This window comes from Blastococcus sp. TML/M2B (genome assembly GCF_016612865.1).
Lineage (GTDB): Bacteria > Actinomycetota > Actinomycetes > Mycobacteriales > Geodermatophilaceae > Blastococcus.
The window spans coordinates 1,127,843-1,152,132 of the sequence record NZ_JAENZZ010000002.1 but is presented as its reverse complement, the minus strand read 5'-3'; the positions used below and the strand labels follow the sequence as shown (position 1 = coordinate 1,152,132).

Here is a 24,290-nt window from a genome sequence, read left to right as displayed (position 1 = left end):
GTCATCGTGCCGCACCCAGGTGGACGGCGAGAGTCGGCGAGGTGGCCAGCCAGTGCGTCGTCCGCGGGCCGACACCCAGCGCGACCGCGGCCCGCAGGTCGTCGAGGTCGTCCACGTCGCGGAGCAGGCCGGGCCAGTCGCCGGTGAGGGGGACCGCGCCGTCCTCCCGGTGCGCCCGCGCCGAGCCCTGGCCGAACCGCGGCCGCAGCGGCGTCCCGGTCGCGGTGAGCACCGTCGTCCCGGTGCCGTGCACGTCCGCGACGAAGCAGCGCGGCGCCGCTGCGGCGTCCAGCGCCGCGGCCAGCTCGGCGGGGCGCAGGGCCGGCAGGTCGGAGGAGAGCGCGGCGACGGCGTCACCGCCGGCCTCGCGCGCGCCGTGCTCGAGGGCGGGGTTGAGGCCGGCGTCCGGGGCGTCGGCGACGGTGCGGGCGCCGAGGGCGCCCACCAGCTCCGCGGCCGCCGGCTCGTCGGTGACGACGACGACCTCCGCGACGCGCGGGCAGGCCAGCGCTGCGGCCACGGTGTCGGCCAGCAGGGCCAGCACGAGCGCCTCATGCGCGGCGGCGGGCTCCGCGGCGTGGTCGGTCAGCGGCCGCAGCCGCGTCTTGGCCACGGCGAGCCGCTTCGCCGGGACGACGACCGACCAGGCAGGCACGGCGACCATGTGAACACACCCCCGCCAGGAGTCCACCGGCACCGCGGCGGACCCGGTGGCCCCACCCGAGTGGGGCAGGGTCGATCATGGGGCAGATCACAGCGACGGGGAGGCGGTCCGGTGGCGGAGGAGAGGTCCTGGGCGGACCCGGGCACGGCCGGGGCGCTCGCGCCCTCGGAGCCCGTCGCCCGTCGGCAGGAGCGGTGGCGGCCCGGCAGGTGGCGCACCCGCGGGCGGATCGGCTGGGCGTTCTGGCTGTGCATCGCCGTGGTGTTCCCGGCGTCGAAGCTGATGTTCCGGATCCGCTACCGGCACGGCGAGCGGCTGCCCCGGACCGGCCCGGTGCTGCTGGTGGCCAACCACGTCTCGGTGCTCGACCCGATCGCCTGCGCGCGCCTGGTGTTCGACCACGGCCGGATGCCGCACTTCCTGGCCAAGGAGTCGGTGTTCAAGGGGCTGGCCGGCACGATCCTGCGCTCGGCGGGGCAGATCCCGGTGGCCCGCTACTCCTCCGACGCGGTCGGCGCGCTCTCCGCGGCCCAGGCCGACCTGGCCGCCGGCAACCTGGTGGTCATCTACCCCGAGGGCTCGGTCACCCGGGACCCGGACTGGTGGCCGATGGAGTCGCGCACCGGCGCGGCGCGGCTGGCGCTCACCACCGACGCCGTGGTCGTGCCCGTCGCCCAGTGGGGCCCGCAGAACCTGCACGACTACCACGCCAAGAAGCTGCACCCGCGGCTGCGCACGCCCGCCGAGTACCTCGTCGGCGAGCCGATCGACCTCACCGAGGTGCGCGCCCAGGTGCGCGCCGGGCGCCCGCTCACCGCCGACCTGCTGAAGGAGACCACCGAGCTGATGATGGGCCGCGTCCGCGACCAGCTGGCCGAGCTGCGGGGGGAGCCGGCGCCCGCGTTGTTCCACCCGCGGCCGCGGCGCGAGCTCCCCGGTGACCTGCCCGGCGGCGCGGCGTGAGGCGCGCGGCGGTCCTCGGCGCGGGCTCTTGGGGGACGACGTTCGCCAAGGTCCTCGCCGACGCCGGGTGCGACGTCGCCCTGCACGCGCGCCGCCCCGAGCTCGTGCAGGCCATCACCGCCGGCGGCGAGAACCCCGACTACCTGCCGGGCATCCGGCTGCCGTCCGCGGTGCGGGCCACCACGGACGCCGCTGAGGCGCTGGCCGGAGCCGACGTCGTCGTCCTCGCGGTGCCCTCGCAGTCGCTGCGGGACAACCTCACCGCGTGGGCGCCCCTGCTGCCGGCCGACGCCACCCTGCTCAGCCTGATGAAGGGCATCGAGCTGGGGACGACGAAGCGGATGAGCCAGGTCATCTGCGAGGTGACCGGCGCCGGGCCGGACCGCGTGGCCGCCCTCTCCGGGCCCAACCTCGCCCGCGAGATCGCCGAGGAGCAGCCGGCCGCCACGGTCATCGCCTGCACCGACGGCGACCGTGCTGCGGCGCTGCAGGCGGCCTGCCACACCCCGTACTTCCGCCCGTACACGAACGCCGACCTGGTCGGCTGCGAGCTCGGCGGCGCGGTCAAGAACGTCATCGCGCTGGCCTGCGGCATCGCCGAGGGCCTGGGCTTCGGTGACAACACGCGGGCTTCGCTGATCACCCGGGGGCTGGCCGAGACCGCCCGCCTGGGGCTCGCGCTGGGCGCGGAGCTCACCACGTTCGCCGGCCTGGCCGGCCTCGGCGACCTGGTCGCCACCTGCAGCTCGCCGCTCTCCCGCAACCGCACGTTCGGGGAGAAGCTCGGCCGCGGGATGACCGTCGAGGAGGTGCAGCGCGACACCCGGCAGACCGCCGAGGGCGTGAAGAGCTGCCGCTCGGTGCTCGACCTGGCGCGCGCCCACGGCGTCGACGTCCCGATCACCGAGGCCGTCGTCCGGGTGTGCCACGAGGGCGAGTCGGCCGCGCGCATGGTCAAGGCGATCATGGCGCGGGAGGCGAAGCCGGAGTGAGGGACGACTCCTGGGGCGACGGCACGCGCTCGGTGCGCGCGGGGGAGCAGCCGGCCGTCCCGGGTGCGCCGCTGCGCCCCTCGCCGGTCTTCGCCGCCCCCTTCCACCTCGGCGACCTCCCGCCGCGGGCCGGTGGCGTCGACGCCTACGCCCGCACCGAGCAGCCGACGCTGCGCGACTTCGAGGCGGCCGTCGGGGAGCTCGACGGCGGCCGGTGCCTCTCCTTCGCCACGGGGATGGCCGCGCTCACCGCGGCGGTGCTGGCCTGCGCCGGCAGCGGCGACCGCGTCGTGCTCCCGTCGGATGGCTACTTCGCCACCCGCCTGCTGGGGGCGGAGGAGCTCACCCGCTTCGGCATCGAGGTCCTCCAGGTGGCCACCCCGGAGGTCGAGCGGTTCGCCGCCGACGGCGGGCTCGAGGGCGTCCGGATGGTGCTGCTGGAGACGCCGAGCAACCCGCAGCTCGATGTGTGCGACATCGCCGCGGTGGCGCTGCGCCGCCCGGGCGGGCGGGACGCTGGTCGCCGTCGACAACACCACCGCGACCCCGCTGGGGCAGCGGCCCCTGGCACTGGGCGCGCACCTCACCGTCGGCAGCGACACCAAGGCGCTGACCGGGCACAGCGACGTCCTGCTCGGCCACGTCAGCACGACCGACGACGAGCTGCACGCCCGGCTCAAGGGGTTCCGCGACCGCACCGGCAGCACGCCGGGGCCGTTCGAGGCCTGGCTCGGGCACCGGTCGATGAGCACGCTGGACCTGCGGCTGGCGCGGCAGGCGCAGAACGCCGCCGCGGTGGCACAGCTGCTGGCCGCCTCCCCGGCGGTCACCGGGCTGCGGTGGCCGTGGCGGCCAGAAGACCCGTCGTTCGCGCTGGCGACGCGGCAGATGCTGCGGCCCAACGGGGTGCTCTCCTGCGAGCTCGCCGACGAGGAGGCCGTCGCCCGGCTGGTGGCCGCCAGCCGGCTGTGGGCGGCCGCGACCAGCTTCGGCGGCGTGCACAGCACGATCGACCGCCGGGCGCAGTGGGGCGGGGACGCCGTCGCGCCGGGGTTCGTGCGGCTGTCCTGCGGCATCGAGGACACCGCGGACCTCGTGGCCGACCTGTCAGTCGCCCTGGCTGCCCTGGACTGAGCGGGCCGCCCGCCGCACCCCGGCGCCGCGGGCGGTCAGCCAGAAGCTCAGGCCCCAGTAGTAGACGACGTAGGCCAGCGACGCCGCGACCGCCCAGGGGGCCGGGTCGGGCAGCTGCACGACCAGCACCGCGTAGGTGACGAGCCAGACGAGGGTGAACGCGAGCGTGACGCCCCGGAGGGCGCCCATCCGGGACGGGTAGAGGTACCGGATCGGGACGAAGACGAGCACCGCGAAGACGAGCAGCGAGATCGACGTGGCCAGCTCGCCGGTGTCGAGCACGATCACGTAGAAGGCCACGACGTTCCAGTAGCTGGGGAAGCCCAGGAAGAAGTGGTCGCTGGTCTTCGCGTCCACCCGGCAGAACTGGTAGCACGACGCCAGCAGCGGGACCGCCGCGACGACCCACCCGACCGCCCCCTCGGGCAGGTGGCCCGTGGTCCACAGCAGCACGACCGGGGCGAACACGTAGGTCAGGTAGTCGACGATGTTGTCGAGCAGGGCGCCGTCGAACCAGGGGATCGTCTCCTTGACCCGGAACCGGCGGGCCAGCATGCCGTCGGTGCCGTCGACGAACAGCGCCGCCAGGCCCAGCCACAGCGCCGCCTCGACGTCCCCCTCGAGGGCGGCCAGCACGATGAGCAGGCCCAGCACCGAGCCGCTGGCGGTGTAGACGTGCACCGCCGCACCGGCCAGCCGCTGCCGCCGCGAGAACGTCTCCGCCGGGGGAGCTGCCTGATCCTGCACGGGACGAGGCTGCCACACCGCGCGGTGCCCGGCGGGACGGCGCGGGCCCTGGGAACCGGCCGCTAGGGTCGGTGCGATGAACGGGCAGGCAGGCAAGGTGCGCGTCGCGGTCGTGTTCGGGGGCCGCAGCGCCGAGCACGCCATCTCCTGCGTGTCGGCGGGGAGCGTGATGGCCGCCCTCGACCCGGAGCGCTACGAGGTCGTGCCGGTCGGCATCGCCCGCGACGGGCGGTGGGTGCTGGCCGACCCCGACCAGCAGCTGGCGATCACCGACGGCGCGCTGCCCGAGGTGACCGGCGGGACGGCGGTCTCCCTGGTCGGCGACCCGGAGGGCCGCGGGCTGGCGGTGCTCGAGCCGGGCGCGGCCGTCGGCCGGGCGCTCACCGAGGTCGACGTCGTCTTCCCGGTGCTGCACGGCGCCTACGGCGAGGACGGCACGATCCAGGGCCTGCTGGAGATGACCGGGCTGCCCTACGTGGGCTCCGGGGTGTTCGCCAGCGCCGCCTCCATGGACAAGGAGTTCACCAAGAAGCTCCTCGCCGCCGCCGGGCTGCCGCAGGGCGACCACGTCGTCCTGCGCGACGCGCACGGCGCCCTCTGCGCCGACCCCGCCGTGCTCGACGAGGCCGCCCGCGAGCGGCTCGGCCTGCCGGTGTTCGTGAAGCCCGCCCGCGCCGGCTCCAGCATCGGCATCACCCGGGTCACGGACTGGGCGCAGTTCCCGGCCGCGGTCGCCGAGGCCGCCGCGCACGACGCGAAGGTGATCGTCGAGGCCGCCGTCCCCGGCCGGGAGATCGAGTGCGGCGTGCTCGCCGCGCGCGGCACCGGCCTGCCGGAGGCCAGCCTGCCGGCGGAGATCCGGCTGCGGGAGGGCGTGGCCTGGTACGACTTCGCCGCCAAGTACCTCGACGACGCCGCCGAGTTCGACATCCCGGCCGACCTGAGCCCGGCGCAGGTGGAGGCGGTGCAGGCGGCCGCCCGCCGGGCCTACCTGGCCCTGGACTGCGCGGGCCTGGCCCGGGTCGACTTCTTCCTCGGCACCGGCCCCGACGGCGCGGATCGGCTGGTCATCAACGAGGTCAACACGATGCCCGGGTTCACCCCGATCTCGATGTTCGCCCGGATGTGGGCGGCCACCGGCGTGGACTTCGCCGAGCTCGTCGACCGCCTCGTGTCCGGCGCCCTGGCCCGGCGGTGAACGCTGGGCGGCGGGCCGGCGCGCACCGGGCCGCCGTCCTGCTGGCGCTCGTCCTGGGCGCCGCACCCGGCTGCGCGCAGGGCAGCGGGGACGCGACCGCGGCGGACACCGCCGGCCCGGCCGGCGCGGCACCCGCCGAGGTGGGGGAGCTCGAGCCGCTGGTGGTCGACGCGGTGGCCTCCGGGCTGCCGCGGCTGCCCGACGACGCGATCACGCCGCCGGCCGGCGCCAAGAGCGTGGCGGACGTCGACGGCTACTCCGATGACCCGGCGCGCGAGCGCGCGGTGCTGGCCGGCTACGGCTACCGGTTCGGCTGGGAGCGCTTCTGGGGTTCCGGCACGGGGGAGGGGCCGCAGACCGGCGTCTTCGTGGACCGCTTCGAGCGGCCCGACGGCGCGCGGGCCTACGCCGAGGACCTCGCCCGCAACGAGGCGGAGCACTACGGCGGGCTGCTCAGCGAGGGTTCCCCGGACCTGCCCGCCGGCTGCTGGCGGCTGGTCGTCGACGAGGCCCGCCCCGAGCAGGGGCTCTCCGGCCCGGCCGCCTTCGCCTGGTGCACCCGCGGCAGCTTCAGCGTCTCGGTGACCGCGATCGCGGGCTCGCTCGACGCGGCGGGCGAGGAGGTCGGCGCGGTGGTCGCCGACCAGCTGGACCGGCTACCGGGCGCCTGAGCGGCTCACGCGCCGGGTTCGGGCTCCCGGTAGGGGAGAGCCCCGGCCAGCGCGGTGGTGAGCGCCGTGACGGGCGCGCTGTCGACGCTGGCCGGCAGGCGCACCGCGACGTAGACCGGCCGGTCCACGACCGTCCACACGGTGGTCTCCGGATCGCTGGTGTCGACGTACCACTGGACGCCGTTGATCTGGATCGCCGAGGCACCGACCACCCAGCCGTCGGGCCGGTCGACCCCGCACTCCTAGGACCACCGGCGGCTCGCCCCAGGCGTAGACGAACGGCGAGTCCGAGTCGATCCGGCGCGACTGCTCCCCGGCCAGCTCCAGCGGCAGGGCGCCCATCAGCGCGGTGCAGGGCTCCTCGGCCTCCGGCGGCACCGGCGGGACGTCGAGCTGCAGCGTCGGCAGGTCGGCCCGCTGCGGCGCGGCCGTGCCGTCGATCTCGGCGGGGCCGCGCGGCTCGTCGTCCTCCGCGTCGTCCCCGAGGACGTTGACCAGCACCGCGAGCGCCACGACGACCGGCAGCAGGACTGCCAGCGCGATCAGCGCGACCCGCCGCAGCGGGTCGTCGGGGCGGTCGGGGACCGGCGGGTGCTCGGTCAGGGCGTCAGATGTTGACGACGGGGCAGGTCAGCGTGCGGGTGATGCCGTCGACCGACTGGACCCGCGCCACGACCAGGCGACCGAGCTCGTCGACGGTCTCGGCCTCGGCGCGCACGATCACGTCGTAGGGCCCGGTGACGTCCTCGGCGCGCGTGACCCCGGTGATCTCGCTGATCGTGGAGGCGACCTGGGCGGCCTTGCCGACCTCGGTCTGGATGAGGATGTAGGCGTGGACCACGGGAGATCCTTCCTCCGGCCACTCGGCCGATACGTCGTCCCCGCCGGGTGGCGGACAGGTCGGCAACCTACCGCAGTGACCGGAGGCACCTCGTGAGTCGGCCCCGCCCGCCCGTCCCCTCGCACCCCGCCGACACCGTCGGGGCGGTGGGCGAGTTCGGCGTCATCGCCCGCGTGGTCGCCCGCGCCGGGGTGGCCCGCCTCGCCGAGGTGGGCCCCGGTGACGACGCCGCCGTCGTCAGCGCGCCCGACGCCCGCGTGGTCGCGACCACCGACGTGCTGGTCGAGGGCCGGCACTTCCGCCGGGACTGGTCCTCGGGCGAGGACATCGGGCGCAAGGCGGCGGCGGCGAACCTGGCCGACGTCGCGGCGATGGGTGCGACGGCGACCGCGCTGCTCGTCGGCCTGGCCTGCCCCGCGGAGACGCCGACCGCCTGGCTGGAGGAGGTCGCGGCCGGCCTGGCCGCCGAGTGCGCGCCCCTGGGCGCCGCCGTCGTGGGGGGCGACACGGTCGCCTCCGCGCCCGGCAGCGGTGCCGTCGTGCTGTCGGTGACGGCGCTGGGCGACCTCGCCGGGCGATCACCGGTCCTGCGCTCCGGCGCCCGGGACGGCGACGTCGTCGCGCTGGCCGGCCGGCTGGGCTGGTCGGCGTGCGGGCTGGCCGTCCTCCGCCGCGGCTTCAGCAGCCCGCTGGCCGCCGTCGCGGCGCACCGCCGGCCGGCACCCCCTACGCGGCCGGGCCGGTCGCGGCCGCCGCCGGGGCGACGGCCATGTGCGACGTGAGCGACGGGCTGCTCGCCGACACCGGCCACCTGGCGACGGCGAGCGGGGTGGTGCTCGACCTGGACCGCGCCGCGCTCGTCCAGGCGTGCCTGACGCCGGAGGGGCCGCTGCAGCAGGTGGGCGCGGCGCTCGGCGTGGACCCGCTGGTGTGGGTGCTCACCGGCGGCGAGGACCATGCCCTCGTGGCGACCTTCCCCGCGGGCACCCCGCTGCCCGAGCCCTGGCGGCCGATCGGCGCGGTGCGCGCCGCGGAGCGGGCCGGCGTGCTCGTGGACGGCCGGCCGGCCGAGGTCGTCGCGCGCGAGCTGGGGGCGGAGGGGACCGGGCATGCCCACTTCGGCTGAGCGGCTGCGGCCGCTGCCCTACGACCACCCGGTCGCCCAGCACCTCGTCGAGCGGGTGCAGCAGGAGTACGTCGTCCGCTACGGCGGGCGGGACGCCGCCGTGGTCGACCCGGCGGAGTTCACACCCCCGGCCGGGCTGTTCCTCGTCGCCGAGGTGGACGGCGTGCCCGCCGGCTGCGGCGCCTGGCGGGTCCTGCCCTCGGGCGAGGTGGAGATCAAGCGGGTCTACGTGGAGCCGGCCCACCGGCGGCGCGGCCTGGCGCAGCGGCTGATGGCCGCCCTCGAGGACAGCGCCGCCCGGGCCGGGCACCGCGCCGTCGTCCTCAACACCGGGCAGCAGCAACCGGAGGCGCTGGCGCTGTACGCGCGGCTGGGCTACCAGCCGGTACCGGGGTACGGGGTGTACGCATGTGCGCCGGACGCGGTGTTCCTGGGCAGGGAGCTCGCGCCGCGCGGGGGACCGGACGGCATCGAGGGTGGGAAGGGGATCTCATGGGCGTCGTGACGCTGTCGGCGGCCTACGGGGCGGGAGGCCCGGACATCGGGCCGGCCGTGGCCGAGCGCCTGGGGCTGCCGTTCCACGACCGGGTCATCCCGGTGAAGGTCGCGGGCCGGCTCGGGGTGCCGGTCGAGGAGGCCGAGGCCAACGACGAGACCGTGGTGACCGGGCTCTGGCGCATGGTCGCCAGCCTCGGGGCCATGCCGGACACCGTGGGCGGGGTCATGCCGGCGGCCGGGATCCCCGACGCGCGGGCGTTCCGGGAGCAGACCGAACCGGGTGCTCACCGAGATCGCCGCCACCGGCGGCGGGGTGGTGCTCGGCCGGGCGGCGGCGCTGGTGCTGGCCGACCGGCCCGACGTGCTGCACGTGCGCCTGGGCGGGCGCCGCGAGCGGCGGCTGGCGGCGGCGGTGGCCCGGTACGGGCGGCCCGCCGAGGAGCTGCGCCGCGAGATGGACGCCAACGACCGGGCCCGCGAGGCCTACGTCCGGCACTTCTACCGGGCCGACGCGTCCTCGGCGCGGCACTACCACCTGGTGATCGACAGCACCGCCTTCGCGGTCGACGCAGTCGTGGACCTGGTCGTCGGCGCGGCCCGCAGCCGGGGGATCGGCGCGGTCTGAGGGCGCAGCACGACGAACCCCGGAGGCCGGTGGCCTCCGGGGTTCGACGCGGTGTTCAGGTGTCGTGCGGCGCCTGGATCAGGCGCGCACGACCTTGCCCGCGCGGATGCACGAGGTGCAGGCGTTGATGCGCCGGCGGTTGCCGGGGGCGATTCAGCGCCCGCACGGACTGGATGTTCGGGTTCCAACGGCGCGGCGTGCGGCGGTGCGAGTGAGACACCGACATACCGAAACCGGGGCCCTTGCCACACACATCGCACACGGCAGCCACGGCGGATCACTCCCAGAAAAGAATCGTTCACAGACGGCGGGGCAGACGCACCCGCAACAAGACCGGAGAGGAGTCTAGCCGCTCCCGGGACGACGTGCCGCCACCGCCCCGTCGCGAGCTCGCCGGGACCGGTCCTGTCGGCCGCCACGGGTACCCTCCGCCCGTGCTCGAGGCGCTGGACGAGGCCGCGGTCGGCAACTGGTGCCGCACCGCGGTCGAGGCGCTGTCCGAGGCCCGCGGCCGGCTCGACGAGCTCAACGTCTTCCCCGTCCCGGACGGCGACACCGGCACCAACCTGCTGCTCACCGCGCAGGCGGCGCTGGCGGCCCTCGAGAAGGAGGGCGCGCGCACCACCGAGCCCGCCTGGTCGGTGCTGGCCCGCGGCGCGGTCCTGGGCGCCCGCGGCAACTCCGGCACGATCCTCGCCCAGCTGATGCGCGGGCTGGCCGACCAGCTCGCCGGCCGGCCCGCCGCCGACGGCCCGGTGCTCGCCACCGCGCTGCAGAAGGCCGCCGAGACCGCCTACACCGCCGTGGCCGATCCGGAGGAGGGCACCTTCCTCAGCGTGGCCCGGGGTGCGGCCGAGTCGGCCGGGGACGCGGTCGACGCCGGTCGCACGTCGCTCGCCGACGTCGTCACCGCGGCCGCCGACGGCGCGCGGGTCGCGCTGGACCGCACCCCCGGCCAGCTGGCCGCGTTGCGCGAGGCGGGCGTGGTGGACGCCGGCGGTGCCGGGCTGTGCCTGGTGCTCGACGCGCTGGTCACCACCGTGACCGGCGTGGAGCCGGCCCGGCCCCCGCTGGCCCGCCGCGAGGCGGGGCACCGGCACCCCCACCGCACCGACTCCCGCGACCTCCCGCACCAGCCCCCGCCGGGGCCGGGAGGCGAGGTGCAGTTCCTGCTCGCCGACTCCGACGAGGCGGCGGTGGCGCGCATGCACGCCCGGCTCGCCGAGCTCGGCGACAGCCTCGTCGTCGTCGGCGTGGACACCCCGACCGGCCGGGAGTGGAACGTGCACGTGCACGTCTCCGACATCGGCGCCGCGATCGAGGCCGGCATCGAGGCCGGCCGGCCCTACCGGGTCTCGGTCGAGCCGCTGGCCCCGCAGCCCGTGCCCGCACCGGTCGCCGGCACCCGGGCGCTGGTCGCCGTGGTCTCCAGCGACGGGCTGGCCGAGCTGTTCGGCGAGGCCGGCGTGCGCGTGGTCACCTGCGGCCCCGACGGCGTGACCGAGGACGACGTCCTCGACGAGATCCTGGCCTCGGCGGCGCACGAGGTCGCCGTGCTGCCCAACGACGCCGCGCTGCTCCCCGTGGCCGCGCGCGCCGCGGCCCGCGCCCGCGAGCTGGGCCGCGAGGTCGGCGTCGTCCCCACCCGCTCGCCGGTGCAGGGGCTGGCCGCCTGCGCCGTCGGCGACCCCGGCCGGCGGTTCGGCGACGACGTCATCGCGATGGCCGAGGCCGCCGCCGCGACCCGGTGGGCGGAGGTGACCGTCGCCGAGCAGGAGGCGCTCACCTCGGCCGGCCGGTGCGCGCCCGGTGACGTGCTGGGCTCCGCCGAGGGCGACGTCGTCGTCATCGGGCAGGAGCCGGCGGACGTCGCCTGCGACCTGCTCGACCGGCTGCTGTCGGCGGGCGGGGAGATGGCCACGCTGCTGGTCGGGCCGGACGAGGCGCTCGGCGACGCGGTCTGCGCCCACCTCTCGGCGCGGCACCCCACGATCGAGGTCGTCCGCTACGGCGGCGGGCCGGCCGCCATCCCGCTGCAGGTGGGCGTCGAGTGAGCCGGCTGGGGGGCTGACGTGGCCGTCACGATGCAGACGCCGCTGGCGCGGGTGCTGGGCCCGAAGACGGCCACGAGCATGAGCGAGCAGCTGGGCCTGGAGACCGTGCGCGACCTGCTCCGGCACTACCCGCGCCGTTACGCCCGCCGCGGCGAGCAGGCCGACCTCGCCGACGTCCAGGTGGGCGACCGGGTGACCGTGCTGGCCCAGGTCCGCAGCGTGACCACCCGGCCGATGCGCAACCGCCGCGGATCGCTCACCGAGGTGGTCGTGGGCGACGGGAGCAGCCGGATGAAGCTCGTGTTCTTCAACCACCGGCACGCCCAGCTCAAGCCGGACGCCTGGGGCATGTTCGCCGGCACGGTGGGGGAGTGGCGCGGCGAGAAGCAGTTCGCCCACCCCGACATGCACCTGCTCGACAGCGCCGACGACGACACCGACTGGGCGCGCGCGCTGGTCCCGATCTACCCGGCGAGCAAGGACGTCTCGAGCTGGGTGATCCAGAAGTCGCTCAAGCTCCTGCTGGGCGCCACCGGTGGCTTCGGCGAGCTGGTCGACGACCCGCTGCCCGAGGAGATCCGCGCCCGCCACGGGCTGCTCCCGCTCGCCGCCGCGCTGCTCGACATCCACCGGCCGACCACGATGGAGGACGTCGAGCGCGCGGCCTCCCGGCTGAAGTGGGACGAGGCGCTGGTCCTCCAGCTCACCCTCGCCGCCCGCCGCCGCGCCGCGGCCCTGGAGCCGGGCATCGCCCGGCCGCGCCGCGCCGGCGGGCTGCTCGACGCCGTCGACGCCGCCCTGCCCTTCGCGCTCACCGAGGGCCAGCGCGAGGTGGGGGAGGAGCTCGCCGCCGAGCTGGACCGCGACCAGCCGATGCACCGGCTGCTGCAGGGCGAGGTCGGCTCCGGCAAGACGGTGGTCGCGCTGCGGGCCATGGCCCAGGTGGTCGACGCCGGTGGCCAGGCGGCGCTGCTCGCGCCCACCGAGGTGCTCGCCGCCCAGCACGCCCGCGGCATCCGCCAGCTGCTGGGCCCGCTCGGCCGCGCCGGCGAGCTCGACGGCGACCCCGCCGGCACCCGGGTCACCCTGCTCACCGGCTCGCTCAAGGCGGCGGCCAAGCGGCAGGCCCTGGCCGAGGTGGCCGACGGCAGCGCGGGCATCGTGATCGGCACGCACGCGCTGCTCCAGCAGGGCGTGGACTTCGCCGACCTGGGCCTGGTCGTCGTCGACGAGCAGCACCGCTTCGGCGTCGAGCAGCGCGACGCCCTGCGCGCGAAGGGCACCCGCCCGCCGCACGTGCTGGTCATGACCGCCACGCCGATCCCGCGCACCGTCGCCATGACCGTCTACGGCGACCTGGAGACCTCCACGCTGCGCCAGCTGCCGAGCGGCCGCGGCGGCGTCTCCAGCTCGGTGGTGCCGGCGGTCGAGAAGCCCGGCTGGGTGGATCGCGCCTGGGCCCGGCTGCGCGAGGAGGTCGCCGCCGGTCGCCAGGCCTACGTCGTCTGCCCGCGGATCGGCGACCTGCCCGGCGACGAGCCCGAGGACGCCGACGGCGCCCCGCCGGAGGAGGACGGCCCGCGCAGCGACCGCCGCCCCCCGCTGGCGGTGCTCGACGTCGCCGAGCTGCTCCGGTCCGGCCCGCTGGCCGGGCTGCGGCTCGACGTCCTGCACGGCCGGATGACCCCCGAGGAGAAGGACGCCGCGATGCGCGCCTTCGCCGCCGGGGAGACCGAGGTGCTCGTGGCCACCACGGTGGTGGAGGTGGGCGTCGACGTGCCCAACGCCACCGTGATGGTGGTGATGGACGCCGACCGGTTCGGCGTCAGCCAGCTGCACCAGCTGCGCGGCCGGGTCGCCCGCGGGAAGCACGCGGGGCTGTGCCTGCTGGTCACCGACGCGCCGACGTCGTCCCCGACCGGGCAGCGGCTGGCCGCGGTCGCCGCGACGTCCGACGGCTTCGAGCTGGCCCGGCTGGACCTCGAGACCCGCCGCGAGGGCGACGTGCTCGGCGCCGCGCAGTCGGGCACCCGCTCGGGCATCCGGCTGCTGTCGCTGCTGGAGGACGAGGAGCTCATCGCCACCGCCCGCGCCGAGGCGACCGCGCTGCTCGCCACCGACCGCGGCCTGGCCGACCACCCCGGCCTCGCCGCCGAGGTGGCGGCGCTGGCCTCCGACGACCGCGCCGACTGGCTGGAGAAGGCATGACACGGGTGATCGCCGGGCACGCGCGGGGACGGCGGCTGGCCGTTCCGCGCACGGGCGTGCGGCCGACCGGCGACAAGGCACGGGGCGCGCTGTTCAACAGCGTGGGCTCGCTGCTGGACCTCGAGGGCGCCGCCGTCCTCGACCTGTACGCCGGCTCCGGCGCCCTGGGTCTGGAGGCGCTCAGCCGCGGCGCCCGGTCGGTGCTGTTCGTCGAGTCGGGAGCCGGGGTGCTGCCGGTCCTGCGGGCCAACCTCGACGCCGTCGGGCTGCCCGGCGGGCGGGTGCAGGCCGGCTCGGTGACCACCGTCGTCGCCGGCACCGCGCCCGAGCCCTTCGACCTGGTGCTCGCCGACCCGCCCTACGCGACGCCGGTCGAGGAGGTCCTCACCGTCCTCACCTCCCTCGTCGGGAACGGCTGGCTGGCCCCCGACGCGGTGGTCGTCGTGGAGCGCGGCCGGCGCGACGACCCCTGGGAGTGGCCGACACCGCTGACCGGACTGCGCGATCGGCGCTACGGGGAGGCCGTGCTCCGGTACGGTCGGCTGTCGTGAGACGCGCCGTGTGCCCTGGTTCGTTCGACCCGGTCACCAATGGCCACGTCGACGTCATCAACCGCGCCTCGGCGCTGTACGACGAGCTGGTCGTGGCCGTGCTCGTCAACCCCGGCAAGGCCGGGTTCTTCCCGGTCGAGGAGCGCATCGAGCTGCTCCGCGAGTCCGTCGCCCACCTGTCCAACGTGCGCGTGGACAGCTTCCAGGGCCTGCTCGTGGACTACTGCGGCGCCCACGACATCCCGGTGATCGTCAAGGGGCTGCGCGCCGTCAGCGACTTCGAGTACGAGCTGCAGATGGCCCAGATGAACCGCGAGCTCGCCTCGATCGAGACGCTGTTCGTCCCGACCGCCCCGCAGGTCGGCCACCTCTCCTCGAGCCTGGTGAAGCAGATCGCCACCTTCGGTGGCGACGTCTCGCGGCTGGTCCCGGCCGTCGTCGACGCCCGGCTGCGCGCCCGCGCGGCGGAGGAGAAGGCGCCGTGACCCGCCCCGGGCGGATGAACACCACCGAGGTCGTCTACCGGCTCTACGAGACCGTGGACGAGCTCACCACCGTCATCGAGAACGCCCGCAGCGTGCCGATGTCGAGCTCCTGCATGGTGCCCCGCGACCACGTCCTGGACCTGCTCGACGACCTGCGGGAGTCCCTCCCCGAGGACGTGCAGGCCGCCGGCGCCATCGTCGAGCAGCGCACCGAGATCCTCCAGCAGGCGCAGGCCGAGGCCGAGCGGCTCACCACCCACACGCGGGACGAGGCCGAGCGGCTGCTCGAGGCCGGCCGCCGCCAGCGCGACGAGCTGCTCGCCACCGCCCGCCGGCAGCGCGACGAGCTCATCAGCCAGGCGCAGCTCGACGTCGAGCAGCTGATCGTGGACGCCGAGGCCGAGGCCGAGGTGCTGGTCGCCGACGGCCGCCGCCGGCGCGAGTCGATGATCGCCGAGGCGCAGGCCGAGCACGAGCGGCTCCTCACCGAGACCGAGGTCTACCGCACCGCGGTCGACCGCGCCGACGCCCTCGGCGAGCAGGCGCACGCCGAGGCGGCCCGCATGCGGGCGGAGGTCGACGAGTACGTCGACACCCGGCTCGCCGACTTCGGGACGACGCTGGAGCGGATGCTGCGGTCGGTCGAGAAGGCCCGCACCACCCTGCGCGAGTAGCGGTGGCGCCCGCCGACTTCCCGCTCGCCGAGTTCGACGGGCACTCGCCCGCCGTGATGGTGCCCGAGTCCCTGGCCGTCGCCGGGGACGTGCCCGAGCGCGCGGTCGTGTGCTTCTTCCGCGACGTGATCGACGAGGTCTGCGGCGACGGCCGCGCGGAGGTCGTGGGCTCGACGACGTGGGAGAGCGGCGCGCACACGCTGTACCGGCTGCGCGTGGACGGCGGCGAGATCGGGGTCTTCCACCCCGGCGTCGGCGCCCCGCTGGCCAGCGGGGTGCTCGAGGAGATGATCGCCAGCGGCTGCCGCACGTTCGTGGCCTGCGGCGGTGCGGGCGCGGTGATCCCCGGCCTGGCGCTGGGGCACGTCGTCGTCCCCGATGCCGCCGTCCGGGACGAGGGGACCTCGTACCACTACCTCCCGGCCGGCCGGGAGATCGCCGCCGACCCGCGGGTCACCGCCGTCCTCTCCGCGGTGCTGACCGAGCGCGACGTCCCGCACGTGGTGGGCAAGACCTGGACCACCGACGCCCCGTACCGGGAGACGCAGGCCAAGGTCGCGGCGCGGCGGGCCGAGGGGTGCCTGACGGTGGAGATGGAGACCGCGGCGTTCCTCGCCGTCGCCCGGCACCGGTCGGTGACCTTCGGGCAGTACCTCTACGCGGGCGACGACGTCAGCGGCGCGGTCTGGGACAGCCGCCAGTGGCAGACGTCGTCGGCCCGGACGGACCTGTTCTGGTTGGCCGTCGCGGCGGTCCAACGGCTGTAGCGGCCCGCAGACCGGCCCGCGCGGGGTGATCTCCCTCGCCGCCAGCGGTTCCGGCCGGCCGGTCGGGTAGGCTGGCTCCCTGGTTCGACCACCGGTGGTTCCGCCCCGGGTCGGGCCCCTCCCACTACCTACCGCGAGTACTGACATGCCTGCCGCTCCTGCGCCCCGCCGCGACGCCGCTCCGACCCCGGACCGGCGTCCCTCCGCCAACCCCTGGAAGCTCGACCTCCGGGAGCTGGGGCGCCGCGCGGGCTCGATGCAGGAGCTGGACCGCACGGTCCCCGCGCCGGACGACTGGAAGGTCGAGCTCATCGGCGTCCCCGCCGGCGCCGACGTGCACCTCCGGCTGCGGCTGGAGTCGGTGATGGAGGGCGTGCTCGTCTCCGGCGAGATCGAGGCGCCGCTCGTGGGCTCCTGCGCCCGCTGCCTCGAGCCGATCGAGGACACCCTCACCCTCGACGTGCAGGAGCTGTACGCCTACGAGGGCAGCACCACCGAGGCCACCAGCGAGGAGGACGAGGTGCGCCTGGTCGAGGGCGACTTCCTCGACCTGGCGCCGATGGCCCGCGACACCGTGGTGCTGAGCCTCCCGCTCTCGCCGGTCTGCGACGAGGACTGCGGCGGCCTCTGCGTCGACTGCGGTCAGCGCATCGACGACCTCCCCGCCGACCACTCGCACGAGATCACCGACCCGCGCTGGGCCGGCCTCGCACAGCGTTTCGCCTCATCGTCGGGCACCCCCGGCGACGACGACACCACCAAGGAGAACTGATCGTGGCCGTTCCGAAGCGGAAGATGTCCCGCGCCAACACCCGCATGCGCCGCTCGCAGTGGAAGGCCGTCGCCCCCACGCTCGCGCCGTGCCCGAACCGCGCCTGCGGCGAGCTCAAGCCGCCGCACATCGCGTGCCCGAACTGCGGCCAGCACTCCGGCCGCCAGGTCCTCTCGGTCTGATCGACGACCGCATCACCGTGGGCAGGACGGCCGCCGCAGCGCACCCCGACGAGGGTGCCGGGGCAGGCCGTCCCCCCGGTGGGCGGGAGCACGCCGAGCGCGCCGCCGCGTGGGCGCGTGACGCCCTGGGCGTCGAGATCCCGGGCGACCTGCTCGGCCTCGCCCTGACCCACCGCTCGTTCGCGTACGAGAACGGTGGGCTGCCGACCAACGAGCGCCTGGAGTTCCTCGGCGACTCGGTGCTCGGCCTCGTCGTCACCGACGAGCTCTACCGCAGCCAGCCGGACCTCCCCGAGGGCCAGCTGGCCAAGCTGCGTGCCTCGGTCGTGAACATGACCTCGCTGGCCGGCGTCGCCCGGCGGCTGGGGGAGGGCGGCGTCGGGCCGCACCTGCTGCTCGGCCGCGGCGAGGAGACCACCGGGGGCCGGGAGAAGGACTCGATCCTCGCCGACGTCGTCGAGGCGCTGATCGGCGCGGTGCACCTGGGCTGCGGCCTGGACGCAGCCGGGGTGCTGGTGCACCGGCTGTTCGACCCGCTGCTGGCAGAGTCGGCCACCCGGGGCGCCGGCCTGGACTGGAAGACCAGCCTGCAGGAGCTCGGCGCCTCGCTCGGCCTGGGCGCGCCCAGCTACGACACCGCCGACGAGGGTCCCGACCACGCGAAGACCTTCACCGCCGCGGTCGTGCTCGCCGGCACCGTGCACGGGCGGGGGCGCGGCCGCACCAAGAAGGCCGCCGAGCAGGAGGCCGCCCAGGTGGCCTGGCGCGCGCTCACCGCCGAGGCCTGACGCCGTGCCGGAGCTGCCCGAGGTCGAGGTCGTGCGACGGGGGCTGGAGCGCTGGGTCGCCGGGCGCACCGTGGCCCGCGTCGAGGTGCACCACCCGCGCGCCGTCCGCCGCCACCTCGAGGGCGCGGAGCACTTCGTGCAGGCGCTGACCGGCCGGACGCTCACCGCCGCGCACCGCCGCGGCAAGTACCTCTGGCTGCCGATGGCCGAGCCCGACGGCGCCCCCACCGGCCGCGCCCTCGTCGGCCACCTCGGGATGAGCGGCCAGCTGCTGGTCGAGAAGCCGTCGGCGCCGGACGAGACGCACCTACGCGCCCGCTTCACCTTCACCGACGGCGGCCGCGAACTGCGCTTCGTCGACCAGCGGACCTTCGGCGGGCTCGTCGTCGAGGAGCTGGGTGCCGACGACGCCGTCCCCCCGCGGCTCGCGCACATCGCCATCGACCCGCTGGACGAGGCCTTCGACGTCGACGGCTTCTCCGCCGCGCTGCGCCGCCGGCGGACCGAGGTCAAGCGGGCGCTGCTGGACCAGACGCTCATCGGCGGCGTCGGCAACATCTACGCCGACGAGGCGCTGTGGCGGGCCCGGCTGCACGGCGCCCGGCCCGCCGACAAGCTCACCCGCGCGCAGGTGGCCGACCTGCTCGAGGGGGTGCGCGACGTGCTCGGCGAGGCCCTGGCCCAGGGCGGCACGTCCTTCGACTCCCTGTACGTCGACGTGAACGGGCAGAGCGGCTACTTCTCCCGCTTCCTCGCCGTCTACGGGCAGCTCGACCGGCCCTGCCCCCGCTGCGGGACGCCGATCCGGCGCGAGTCGTTCATGAACCGGTCCAGCTACAGCTGCCCGGTCTGCCAGCCGCCGCCGCGGGGCCGGAAGACGGTGGCTCCCCGGGGCACGGCGGCCCGCGCGCGCCGGGCCTGAGGACATCCGGGAGTGACGAATCCGACACCTCCCGGACACGGTGGCCAGGTCCTGCGGCCGTTGACCGGCGTCGGCGGGCCTGTCACCCTGGCATCACCACAGCCGCGCCGACCGGGTCCCGGGGCGCCGGCTCACCCTCCCGCTGTCTGGAAAGGCCGTCCCAGCCATGGCCAAGGCCCTGTTCGGTTCCGTCGTCGCCCCCGCGCAGCTGCGCCTGGTCGAGGAGAACGCCGCGCTGCGGGCGAAGCTGCGCCGGCTGGAGTCCGAGCTCGAGGTGCTGCGCGCGCACCGCGACGCCGCGATCGCGCACGAGCTGCTGTCGATGGCCGACGACTCCGAGCCCGCGCTGGCCTGAGCGCCACCCCACCCGCACCACCGGTCCCGGACGCCCCCTGCCGGGCGGGCCGCGGCACTAAGCTCTCCGTCCCGTGCACCTCTCCAGCCTGACGCTCAAGGGCTTCAAGTCCTTCGCGTCCGCGACGACGCTCCGGCTGGAGCCCGGCATCACCGCCGTCGTCGGCCCCAACGGGTCCGGCAAGTCCAACGTCGTCGACGCGATCGCGTGGGTCCTCGGCGAGCAGGGCGCGAAGAGCCTGCGCGGCGGCAAGATGGAGGACGTCATCTTCGCCGGCACCGCCGGCCGCCCGGCGCTGGGCCGGGCCGAGGTGACGCTGACCATCGACAACACCGACGGCGCGCTGCCCATCGCCTACACCGAGGTGTCGATCACCCGCCGCATGTACCGCTCCGGGGAGAGCGAGTACGAGATCAACGGCGACAAGGTGCGGCTGCTCGACGTGCAGGAGCTGCTCAGCGACTCCGGTATCGGCCGCGAGATGCACGTCATCGTCGGCCAGGGGCAGCTCGACGCCGTGCTGTCCGGCCGCCCGGAGGACCGCCGCGCCTTCATCGAGGAGGCCGCCGGCGTCCTCAAGCACCGCAAGCGCAAGGAGAAGGCGCTCCGCAAGCTCGACGGCATGCAGGCCAACCTCGACCGGCTGGCCGACCTCACCGCCGAGCTGCGCCGCCAGCTCAAGCCCCTGGGCCGGCAGGCCGAGGTGGCCCGCCGGGCCGCCGGCGTGCAGGCCGACCTGCGCGACGCCCGGCTCCGGCTGCTCGCCGACGACCTCGTGCAGCTGCGCGACGCCCTGGACAAGGACGTCGCCGACGAGAACGCCGCCCGCGAGCGCCGCACCGCCGTCGAGCAGACCCTGTCGGTCGTCTCCCGCCGGGAGGGGGAGCTGGAGTCCTCGCTCGCCGAGAGCGCGCCGCTGCTCGCGGCCGCGTCCGAGACCTGGTACCGGCTCTCCGCGCTCACCGAGCGGTTCCGCGGCGTCGCGTCGCTGGCCGCCGAGCGGTCGCGGCACCTCTCGGCCGCCGCCCCCGCGGAGACCGCCGGGCGCGACCCCGACCAGCTCGACGCCGAGGCCGAGCGGGTGGCGGCCCACGAGGCCGAGCTCGCCGCCGGCCTGGAGGCCGAGCGCGCCCGGCTGGCCGGCGTCGTCGCCGAGCGGGGCCGCCTGGAGCAGGCGCTCGCCGAGGCCGAGAAGGCGTGGGTCGCCGCGGCCCGCGCCCTCGCCGACCGGCGCGAGGGCCTGGCCCGCCTCTCCGGTCAGGTGGCCGCCGCGCAGTCGAAGGTCGGCGCGGGGGAGGCCGAGATCGAGCGGCTGGCGCGCGCCGCAGCCGAGGCCGCCGAGCGGGCCGAGCACGCGGCCGAGCGGCTGGCCGACCGGCGCTCGGCCGTCGCCGAGCAGGAGGACTCCGACGTCGCCCTGGTCACCGCGCACCAGGACGCCGTCGCCGCGCACACCGCCGCCGCCAAGGCGGTCACCGAGCTGACCGCCGCCGAGCGCGCCGCCGAGCGCGACCGCGCCTCCTGGCAGGCGCGGCGCGATGCGCTGGCGCTGGGGCTCACCCCCGCGGACGGTGCCGCCGCCGTGCTGGCCGCCGGGCTGGACGGCGTCCTCGGGCCGGTCGCCGACCGGCTCACCGTGCACCCCGGCGACGAGGTCGCGCTGGCCGCCGCGCTGGACGGGATGGCCGACGCCGTCGTCGTGGCCGGGGTCGCCGGTGCCGCCGGCGCGCTGGAGCGGCTCAAGACCACCGAGGGCGGCCGGGCCGGGCTGCTCGTCACCGGCGGACTGCCGCCGGTGCCGCGCGACGGCTGGCCCGAGCTGCCCGCCGGCGCCCGGTGGGCGCTGGACGCGGTCGAGGCGCCCGCGGAGCTGCGGCCGGCACTGGCCCGCGCGCTCGAGCGGGTCGCGCTCGTCGCCGACCTCCCCGCCGCCGTCGAACTGGTCGGCACCCACCCCCGGGTGCGCGCGGTCACCGCCGACGGCGACCTGCTCGGCGCCGACTGGGCGCTGGGCGGCCAGCGGGACGCGCCGTCCAACCTCGAGGTGCGCGCCCGCGTCGACGAGGCCGAGCACGAGCTGACCGCCGCCGTCGCCCGGGCCGCCGCGCTGGCCGACGAGCTGGCCGCCGCCCGCGAGACCGCCCGCGCCAGGTCCGGCGAGGTGGACGCGGCGCTCGCCGCCCGGCAGGCCGCCGACCGCGGTCGGTCCAAGGTGGCCGCGGAGCTCGCCGAGCTCGGTGCCGCCGCCCGCTCCGCCGCGGCCGAGGCCGAACGGCACGAGGCCGCGCGCGTCCGCGCCGAGGGCGAGCTGGAGCAGGCCCAGGTCGCGCTGTCCGGCCTGGAGTCGCGGCTGGCAGAGGCGGAGGCCGCGCCGGTCGAGGAGGAGCCGCCCACCGAGGAGCGCGACCGGCTGCGCGCCGAGGTCGCCGCGGCCCGGCAGGGCGAGACCGAGGCCCGGCTGGCGGTGCGCACCGCCGAGGAGCGGGCCCGCGCGCTGACCGGGCGCGCCGAGTCGCTGCGCCGCCAGGCCCGGCAGGAACGCGCCGCGCGCGAGCGAGCCGCCACCGCCCGCGCCGCCCGCGAGCGCGGCGCCGCCGTCGCCGGCCGGGTGCGGGCCGACGCCGAGGTCGCGCTGACCGCCCTGGCTGGCTCGCTCACCCGCGCGGCCGCCGAGCGGGACGCGCTGGCCACCGGCCGGGCCGCCGCCGAGGCCGAGCTGCTCGAGGTCCGCGGCCGGGTGCGGGCGGCTACCGCCGAGCTCGACCGGCTCACCGACGAGGTGCACCGCGACGAGGTGGCCCGCGCCGAGCAGCGGCTGCGGATCGAGGCGCTCGAGGGCCGCGCCGCCGAGGAGTACGGCGTCGACCTGCCCACCCTGGTCGCCGAGTACGGGCCGGCCGCGCCGGTGCCGCCGTCGCCGGCCGAGGTCGCCGCCGCGGAGACCGCGGGGGAGGAGCCCCCGGCGCCGACCGGCTACGACCGCGCGGTGCAGGAGCGGCGGGCCGCCCGCGCCGAGCGCGATCTCGCCACCCTCGGCAAGGTCAACCCGCTGGCGCTCGAGGAGTTCGCGGCGCTGGAGGAGCGGCACACCTTCCTCGCCACCCAGCTCGAGGACCTCAAGAGCACCCGGCGCGACCTGCTGACCGTCGTCCGCGAGGTCGACGACCGCATCCACGACGTCTTCGCCGCCGCCTACGCCGACGTCGCCCGCGAGTTCGAGGGCGTCTTCGCCACCCTGTTCCCGGGCGGGCAGGGCCGGCTGGTGCTCACCGAGCCCGACAGCATGCTGACGACCGGCATCGAGGTGGAGGCCCGCCCGCCGGGCAAGAAGGTCAAGCGGCTCTCGCTCCTGTCCGGCGGCGAGCGCTCGCTGACCGCCGTCGCCCTGCTCGTGGCGATCTTCCGCGCCCGGCCCTCGCCGTTCTACGTCCTCGACGAGGTCGAAGCGGCCCTCGACGACGTCAACCTCGGCCGGCTGCTCACCCTGGTCGAGCAGCTCCGGTCGACCTCGCAGCTGATCGTCATCACCCACCAGAAGCGCACGATGGAGATCGCCGACGCGCTCTACGGCGTGAGCATGCGCGGCGACGGCATCACCGGCGTCATCAGCCAGCGCCTCCGCGAGCTCCCCGCCGCCTGACCCCCGGGGCAGAAATGGCCATTTCTGCCCTGTTCGACGGCGGTTGCTGCCACGATCGGGCCCATGACATGGGCGCCCGGGGAGGTCGTCGTCCACCAGGAGGTCTGGCGCGACCGCGTCTGGGCGGCCCGCCCGCTGGTCGTCGTGGAGGACTCGCCGGACCGGATGCTGTTCTGGCTCCCCGCCGGCACGGTGCGCAAGGTCCCGTGGACGCCGCCGCACCGCCCGGACCCGGGGGAGGGGACCGCGCGGGTCCTCGACCTCCTCGCGCGGGGCGACTGGATCCACGTCGACCACGTGTGGGACGTCTCGTGCCTGTGGATCCTGCGGCCCGGCGACTGGCACGCGGTGTGGGTCAGCTGGCTGCCCTCGGGCGAGCGGTACGGGTTCTACGTCAACCTGCAGCAGTCGTTCCGGCGGACGGCTGTCGGGATCGAGTCGATGGATCTGGCGCTGGACGTCGTCGCCACGCCCGACCGGGTCTGGTGGTGGAAGGACGACGCGTCGAGCTAGTGCCGCCGCACCAAGATCAGCACGCGCGGGTGGTGGTGGCGATCCGGAGACCGCCCACCGTCAGTGCGTGCTGATCTTGGAAGGGTGCGGTCTCAGACGCCGGAGGGGATCCGCAGGTCGACGACGAGCGGCAGGTGGTCCGAGGCGCCGGCGGCGTCGAGGACGCGGGCGCTCGCGACGGTCACGCCGGCCGACACCCACGCCTGGTCGATCCGCCGGTGCGGTGAGCGGGCCGGGTGGGTGTGCCCCGCGTCGCGCTGCCAGAAGCGCCAGCGGGCCTGGTCGCCGCGGTCGTCGGCCAGCTCCCAGGCGTCGGTGAACCGCTCCCGCAGCGGGTGCAGCTCGGGGGCGTCGGGGCGGGCGTTGAAGTCGCCCACCAGGACGCCGGAGGCCATCTCCTCGGTGTGCAGCGCGGCCAGCGCCGCCACCTGCTGCGCGCGCTCCTGCGCCGACCGGGTGGTCAGGTGCGTGGCGGTCACCCACAGCGTGCCGCCGTCCAGCTCGAGCATGGTGCGCAGCGCGCTGCGGGGCTCGCCGCTGCCGGGCAGCCGGTGCACGTCGCTGATCAGGATCGGCAGCCGGGAGAGCAGCGCGTTGCCGTACTGGCGGCGAGGGTGATCGCCCGGATGCGGCTCGTCGATCGCCGGCCCCCACGCCAGCTGCATGTCCAGCGCGCGGGAGAGCAGCAGCGCCTGGTCGACGTCCTCGCTGCGCGCGCCGAACCAGCGGTCGACCTCCTGGAGGCAGATGACGTCGGCGTCGGCCGCGGCCAGCACCTTGGCCAGCCGCGGCAGGTCGTGCCGGGAGTCCTCACCGACCCCGTGGTGGGTGTTGAAGGTGACCAGCCGCACCGGGATCGGCGGCTGGTCGGGACCGGGGGCGGGGCGGATGCCGAAGGGGTCGGTCACCGGTCCAGCCTG

General features: G+C 76.3%; 27 protein-coding genes and 3 pseudogenes. 24 read left to right on the top strand and 6 right to left on the bottom strand.

Annotation, left to right across the window (positions count from 1 at the left end):
* Position 1: 1 nt before the first annotated feature.
* Positions 2–664 (bottom strand): 2-phospho-L-lactate guanylyltransferase, encoded by a 663-nt coding sequence (gene cofC, locus JKP75_RS14075; protein WP_200490674.1) that lies wholly within the window; start codon positions 662–664, stop codon positions 2–4.
* Positions 665–775: 111 nt separating this feature from the next.
* On the opposite strand from cofC, the gene JKP75_RS14070 reads away from it, so the two are divergent.
* The 4 genes and pseudogenes from JKP75_RS14070 to JKP75_RS14060 all read left to right on the top strand — a co-directional run bounded on the left by JKP75_RS14070 (position 776) and on the right by JKP75_RS14060 (position 3,753).
* Positions 776–1,627, top strand: coding sequence for a lysophospholipid acyltransferase family protein (locus JKP75_RS14070; RefSeq protein ID WP_309229845.1), 852 nt, complete (start codon positions 776–778; stop codon positions 1,625–1,627).
* Complete coding sequence (locus JKP75_RS14065; RefSeq protein ID WP_200490675.1) at positions 1,624–2,619, top strand: NAD(P)H-dependent glycerol-3-phosphate dehydrogenase; 996 nt, start codon at positions 1,624–1,626, stop codon at positions 2,617–2,619. Before JKP75_RS14070 ends, JKP75_RS14065 begins: the two co-directional genes overlap by 4 nt.
* Positions 2,550–3,050 (top strand): annotated as a pseudogene (locus JKP75_RS24070) (PLP-dependent transferase); the annotation flags it as partial. The gene JKP75_RS14065 and the pseudogene JKP75_RS24070, both read left to right, overlap by 70 nt.
* A gap of 34 nt (positions 3,051–3,084) precedes the next feature.
* Positions 3,085–3,753 carry a PLP-dependent transferase gene (locus JKP75_RS14060; protein ID WP_255523318.1) on the top strand — a complete coding sequence of 223 codons (669 nt, stop codon included), beginning with the start codon at positions 3,085–3,087 and terminating at the stop codon, positions 3,751–3,753.
* On the opposite strand, the gene JKP75_RS14055 is transcribed toward JKP75_RS14060, so the two are convergent.
* On the bottom strand, positions 3,727–4,500 hold the full coding sequence (locus JKP75_RS14055) for a CDP-alcohol phosphatidyltransferase family protein (RefSeq protein ID WP_200490677.1): 774 nt from the start codon (positions 4,498–4,500) through the stop codon (positions 3,727–3,729). The two genes, JKP75_RS14060 and JKP75_RS14055, sit on opposite strands and share 27 nt — an antisense overlap.
* Positions 4,501–4,576: 76 nt before the next feature.
* On the opposite strand from JKP75_RS14055, the gene JKP75_RS14050 reads away from it, so the two are divergent.
* Positions 4,577–5,698 carry a D-alanine--D-alanine ligase family protein gene (locus JKP75_RS14050; protein WP_200490678.1) on the top strand — a complete coding sequence of 374 codons (1,122 nt, stop codon included), beginning with the start codon at positions 4,577–4,579 and terminating at the stop codon, positions 5,696–5,698.
* The gene (locus tag JKP75_RS14045; protein ID WP_309229844.1) at positions 5,695–6,369 is read left to right on the top strand and encodes a hypothetical protein; all 675 of its coding nucleotides are present in this window, start codon (positions 5,695–5,697) and stop codon (positions 6,367–6,369) included. Before JKP75_RS14050 ends, JKP75_RS14045 begins: the two co-directional genes overlap by 4 nt.
* A gap of 5 nt (positions 6,370–6,374) precedes the next feature.
* Here the strand turns inward: JKP75_RS14045 and JKP75_RS21550 are convergent, their stop codons facing one another.
* Positions 6,375–6,581 (bottom strand): DUF3515 family protein, encoded by a 207-nt coding sequence (locus tag JKP75_RS21550; protein ID WP_309229843.1) that lies wholly within the window; start codon positions 6,579–6,581, stop codon positions 6,375–6,377.
* 395 nt (positions 6,582–6,976) lie between these two features.
* Positions 6,977–7,210: an Lrp/AsnC ligand binding domain-containing protein gene (locus JKP75_RS14035; RefSeq protein ID WP_091980462.1), complete on the bottom strand. Its 234-nt coding sequence runs from the start codon at positions 7,208–7,210 to the stop codon at positions 6,977–6,979.
* Positions 7,211–7,302: 92 nt separating this feature from the next.
* Between JKP75_RS14035 and JKP75_RS21545 the strand changes: the two genes are divergently transcribed.
* The 5 genes and pseudogenes from JKP75_RS21545 to JKP75_RS22950 all read left to right on the top strand — a co-directional run bounded on the left by JKP75_RS21545 (position 7,303) and on the right by JKP75_RS22950 (position 9,459).
* Entirely contained in the window at positions 7,303–7,992 is a 690-nt protein-coding gene (locus JKP75_RS21545; RefSeq protein ID WP_309229842.1) for an AIR synthase related protein, read from the top strand.
* On the top strand, positions 7,989–8,336 hold the full coding sequence (locus JKP75_RS21540) for a hypothetical protein (RefSeq protein ID WP_242473331.1): 348 nt from the start codon (positions 7,989–7,991) through the stop codon (positions 8,334–8,336). Before JKP75_RS21545 ends, JKP75_RS21540 begins: the two co-directional genes overlap by 4 nt.
* The gene (locus tag JKP75_RS14025) at positions 8,320–8,841 is read left to right on the top strand and encodes a GNAT family N-acetyltransferase (RefSeq protein WP_200490680.1); all 522 of its coding nucleotides are present in this window, start codon (positions 8,320–8,322) and stop codon (positions 8,839–8,841) included. Before JKP75_RS21540 ends, JKP75_RS14025 begins: the two co-directional genes overlap by 17 nt.
* Positions 8,745–8,960: pseudogene (locus JKP75_RS24065) on the top strand (cytidylate kinase family protein); the annotation flags it as partial. The gene JKP75_RS14025 and the pseudogene JKP75_RS24065, both read left to right, overlap by 97 nt.
* A gap of 154 nt (positions 8,961–9,114) precedes the next feature.
* Positions 9,115–9,459: a cytidylate kinase family protein gene (locus JKP75_RS22950; RefSeq protein ID WP_309229841.1), complete on the top strand. Its 345-nt coding sequence runs from the start codon at positions 9,115–9,117 to the stop codon at positions 9,457–9,459.
* Between the two features lie 78 nt (positions 9,460–9,537).
* Here the strand turns inward: JKP75_RS22950 and rpmB are convergent.
* Positions 9,538–9,730, bottom strand: a pseudogene (rpmB, locus tag JKP75_RS14015) (50S ribosomal protein L28).
* Positions 9,731–9,893: 163 nt separating this feature from the next.
* On the opposite strand from rpmB, the gene JKP75_RS14010 reads away from it, so the two are divergent.
* The 13 genes from JKP75_RS14010 (at position 9,894) to JKP75_RS13950 (ending at position 23,370) form a co-directional block, all read left to right on the top strand.
* Positions 9,894–11,513, top strand: a complete 1,620-nt coding sequence (locus tag JKP75_RS14010) for a DAK2 domain-containing protein (protein ID WP_200493177.1) — start codon at positions 9,894–9,896, stop codon at positions 11,511–11,513.
* A gap of 30 nt (positions 11,514–11,543) precedes the next feature.
* Entirely contained in the window at positions 11,544–13,721 is a 2,178-nt protein-coding gene (recG, locus tag JKP75_RS14005; protein ID WP_200493176.1) for an ATP-dependent DNA helicase RecG, read from the top strand.
* Complete coding sequence (gene rsmD, locus JKP75_RS14000; protein ID WP_200490682.1) at positions 13,718–14,272, top strand: 16S rRNA (guanine(966)-N(2))-methyltransferase RsmD; 555 nt, start codon at positions 13,718–13,720, stop codon at positions 14,270–14,272. Before recG ends, rsmD begins: the two co-directional genes overlap by 4 nt.
* A complete protein-coding gene (gene coaD / locus JKP75_RS13995) occupies positions 14,269–14,757 on the top strand; it encodes a pantetheine-phosphate adenylyltransferase (protein WP_200490683.1) in 489 nt (162 codons plus the stop codon). Before rsmD ends, coaD begins: the two co-directional genes overlap by 4 nt.
* Positions 14,754–15,431: a hypothetical protein gene (locus JKP75_RS13990; RefSeq protein WP_309229840.1), complete on the top strand. Its 678-nt coding sequence runs from the start codon at positions 14,754–14,756 to the stop codon at positions 15,429–15,431. The genes coaD and JKP75_RS13990 overlap by 4 nt, the downstream gene beginning before the upstream one ends.
* 2 nt (positions 15,432–15,433) lie before the next feature.
* The gene (locus JKP75_RS13985; protein ID WP_200490684.1) at positions 15,434–16,198 is read left to right on the top strand and encodes a nucleoside phosphorylase; all 765 of its coding nucleotides are present in this window, start codon (positions 15,434–15,436) and stop codon (positions 16,196–16,198) included.
* A gap of 145 nt (positions 16,199–16,343) precedes the next feature.
* Positions 16,344–16,970: a DUF177 domain-containing protein gene (locus JKP75_RS13980; protein WP_242471251.1), complete on the top strand. Its 627-nt coding sequence runs from the start codon at positions 16,344–16,346 to the stop codon at positions 16,968–16,970.
* 2 nt (positions 16,971–16,972) lie between these two features.
* Positions 16,973–17,152 (top strand): 50S ribosomal protein L32, encoded by a 180-nt coding sequence (gene rpmF / locus JKP75_RS13975; protein WP_200490685.1) that lies wholly within the window; start codon positions 16,973–16,975, stop codon positions 17,150–17,152.
* Positions 17,153–17,169: 17 nt separating this feature from the next.
* Entirely contained in the window at positions 17,170–17,940 is a 771-nt protein-coding gene (gene rnc, locus JKP75_RS13970; RefSeq protein ID WP_200490686.1) for a ribonuclease III, read from the top strand.
* Positions 17,941–17,944: 4 nt separating this feature from the next.
* A complete protein-coding gene (mutM, locus tag JKP75_RS13965; RefSeq protein ID WP_200490687.1) occupies positions 17,945–18,862 on the top strand; it encodes a bifunctional DNA-formamidopyrimidine glycosylase/DNA-(apurinic or apyrimidinic site) lyase in 918 nt (305 codons plus the stop codon).
* Between the two features lie 166 nt (positions 18,863–19,028).
* Entirely contained in the window at positions 19,029–19,217 is a 189-nt protein-coding gene (locus tag JKP75_RS13960) for a hypothetical protein (RefSeq protein WP_200490688.1), read from the top strand.
* 73 nt (positions 19,218–19,290) lie between these two features.
* Positions 19,291–22,857, top strand: a complete 3,567-nt coding sequence (smc, locus tag JKP75_RS13955) for a chromosome segregation protein SMC (RefSeq protein ID WP_200490689.1) — start codon at positions 19,291–19,293, stop codon at positions 22,855–22,857.
* Positions 22,858–22,920: 63 nt separating this feature from the next.
* On the top strand, positions 22,921–23,370 hold the full coding sequence (locus JKP75_RS13950; protein WP_200490690.1) for a DUF402 domain-containing protein: 450 nt from the start codon (positions 22,921–22,923) through the stop codon (positions 23,368–23,370).
* 92 nt (positions 23,371–23,462) lie between these two features.
* On the opposite strand, the gene JKP75_RS13945 is transcribed toward JKP75_RS13950, so the two are convergent.
* Positions 23,463–24,278 (bottom strand): endonuclease/exonuclease/phosphatase family protein, encoded by an 816-nt coding sequence (locus JKP75_RS13945; RefSeq protein ID WP_200490691.1) that lies wholly within the window; start codon positions 24,276–24,278, stop codon positions 23,463–23,465.
* Positions 24,279–24,290 lie beyond the last annotated feature (12 nt).

Bases quoted from the DNA above. Each gene is read 5' to 3' on its own strand.
- JKP75_RS14050 (WP_200490678.1), top strand. From the start codon at position 4,577: ATGAACGGGCAGGCAGGCAAGGTGCGCGTCGCGGTCGTGTTCGGGGGC.
- JKP75_RS13950 (WP_200490690.1), top strand. From the start codon at position 22,921: ATGACATGGGCGCCCGGGGAGGTCGTCGTCCACCAGGAGGTCTGGCGC.
- JKP75_RS14060 (WP_255523318.1), top strand. From the start codon at position 3,085: ATGTGTGCGACATCGCCGCGGTGGCGCTGCGCCGCCCGGGCGGGCGGG.
- JKP75_RS13960 (WP_200490688.1), top strand. From the start codon at position 19,029: ATGGCCAAGGCCCTGTTCGGTTCCGTCGTCGCCCCCGCGCAGCTGCGC.
- JKP75_RS13980 (WP_242471251.1), top strand. From the start codon at position 16,344: ATGCCTGCCGCTCCTGCGCCCCGCCGCGACGCCGCTCCGACCCCGGAC.
- recG (WP_200493176.1), top strand. From the start codon at position 11,544: ATGCAGACGCCGCTGGCGCGGGTGCTGGGCCCGAAGACGGCCACGAGC.
- cofC (WP_200490674.1), bottom strand. From the start codon at position 664: ATGGTCGCCGTGCCTGCCTGGTCGGTCGTCGTCCCGGCGAAGCGGCTC.
- rsmD (WP_200490682.1), top strand. From the start codon at position 13,718: ATGACACGGGTGATCGCCGGGCACGCGCGGGGACGGCGGCTGGCCGTT.
- JKP75_RS14025 (WP_200490680.1), top strand. From the start codon at position 8,320: ATGCCCACTTCGGCTGAGCGGCTGCGGCCGCTGCCCTACGACCACCCG.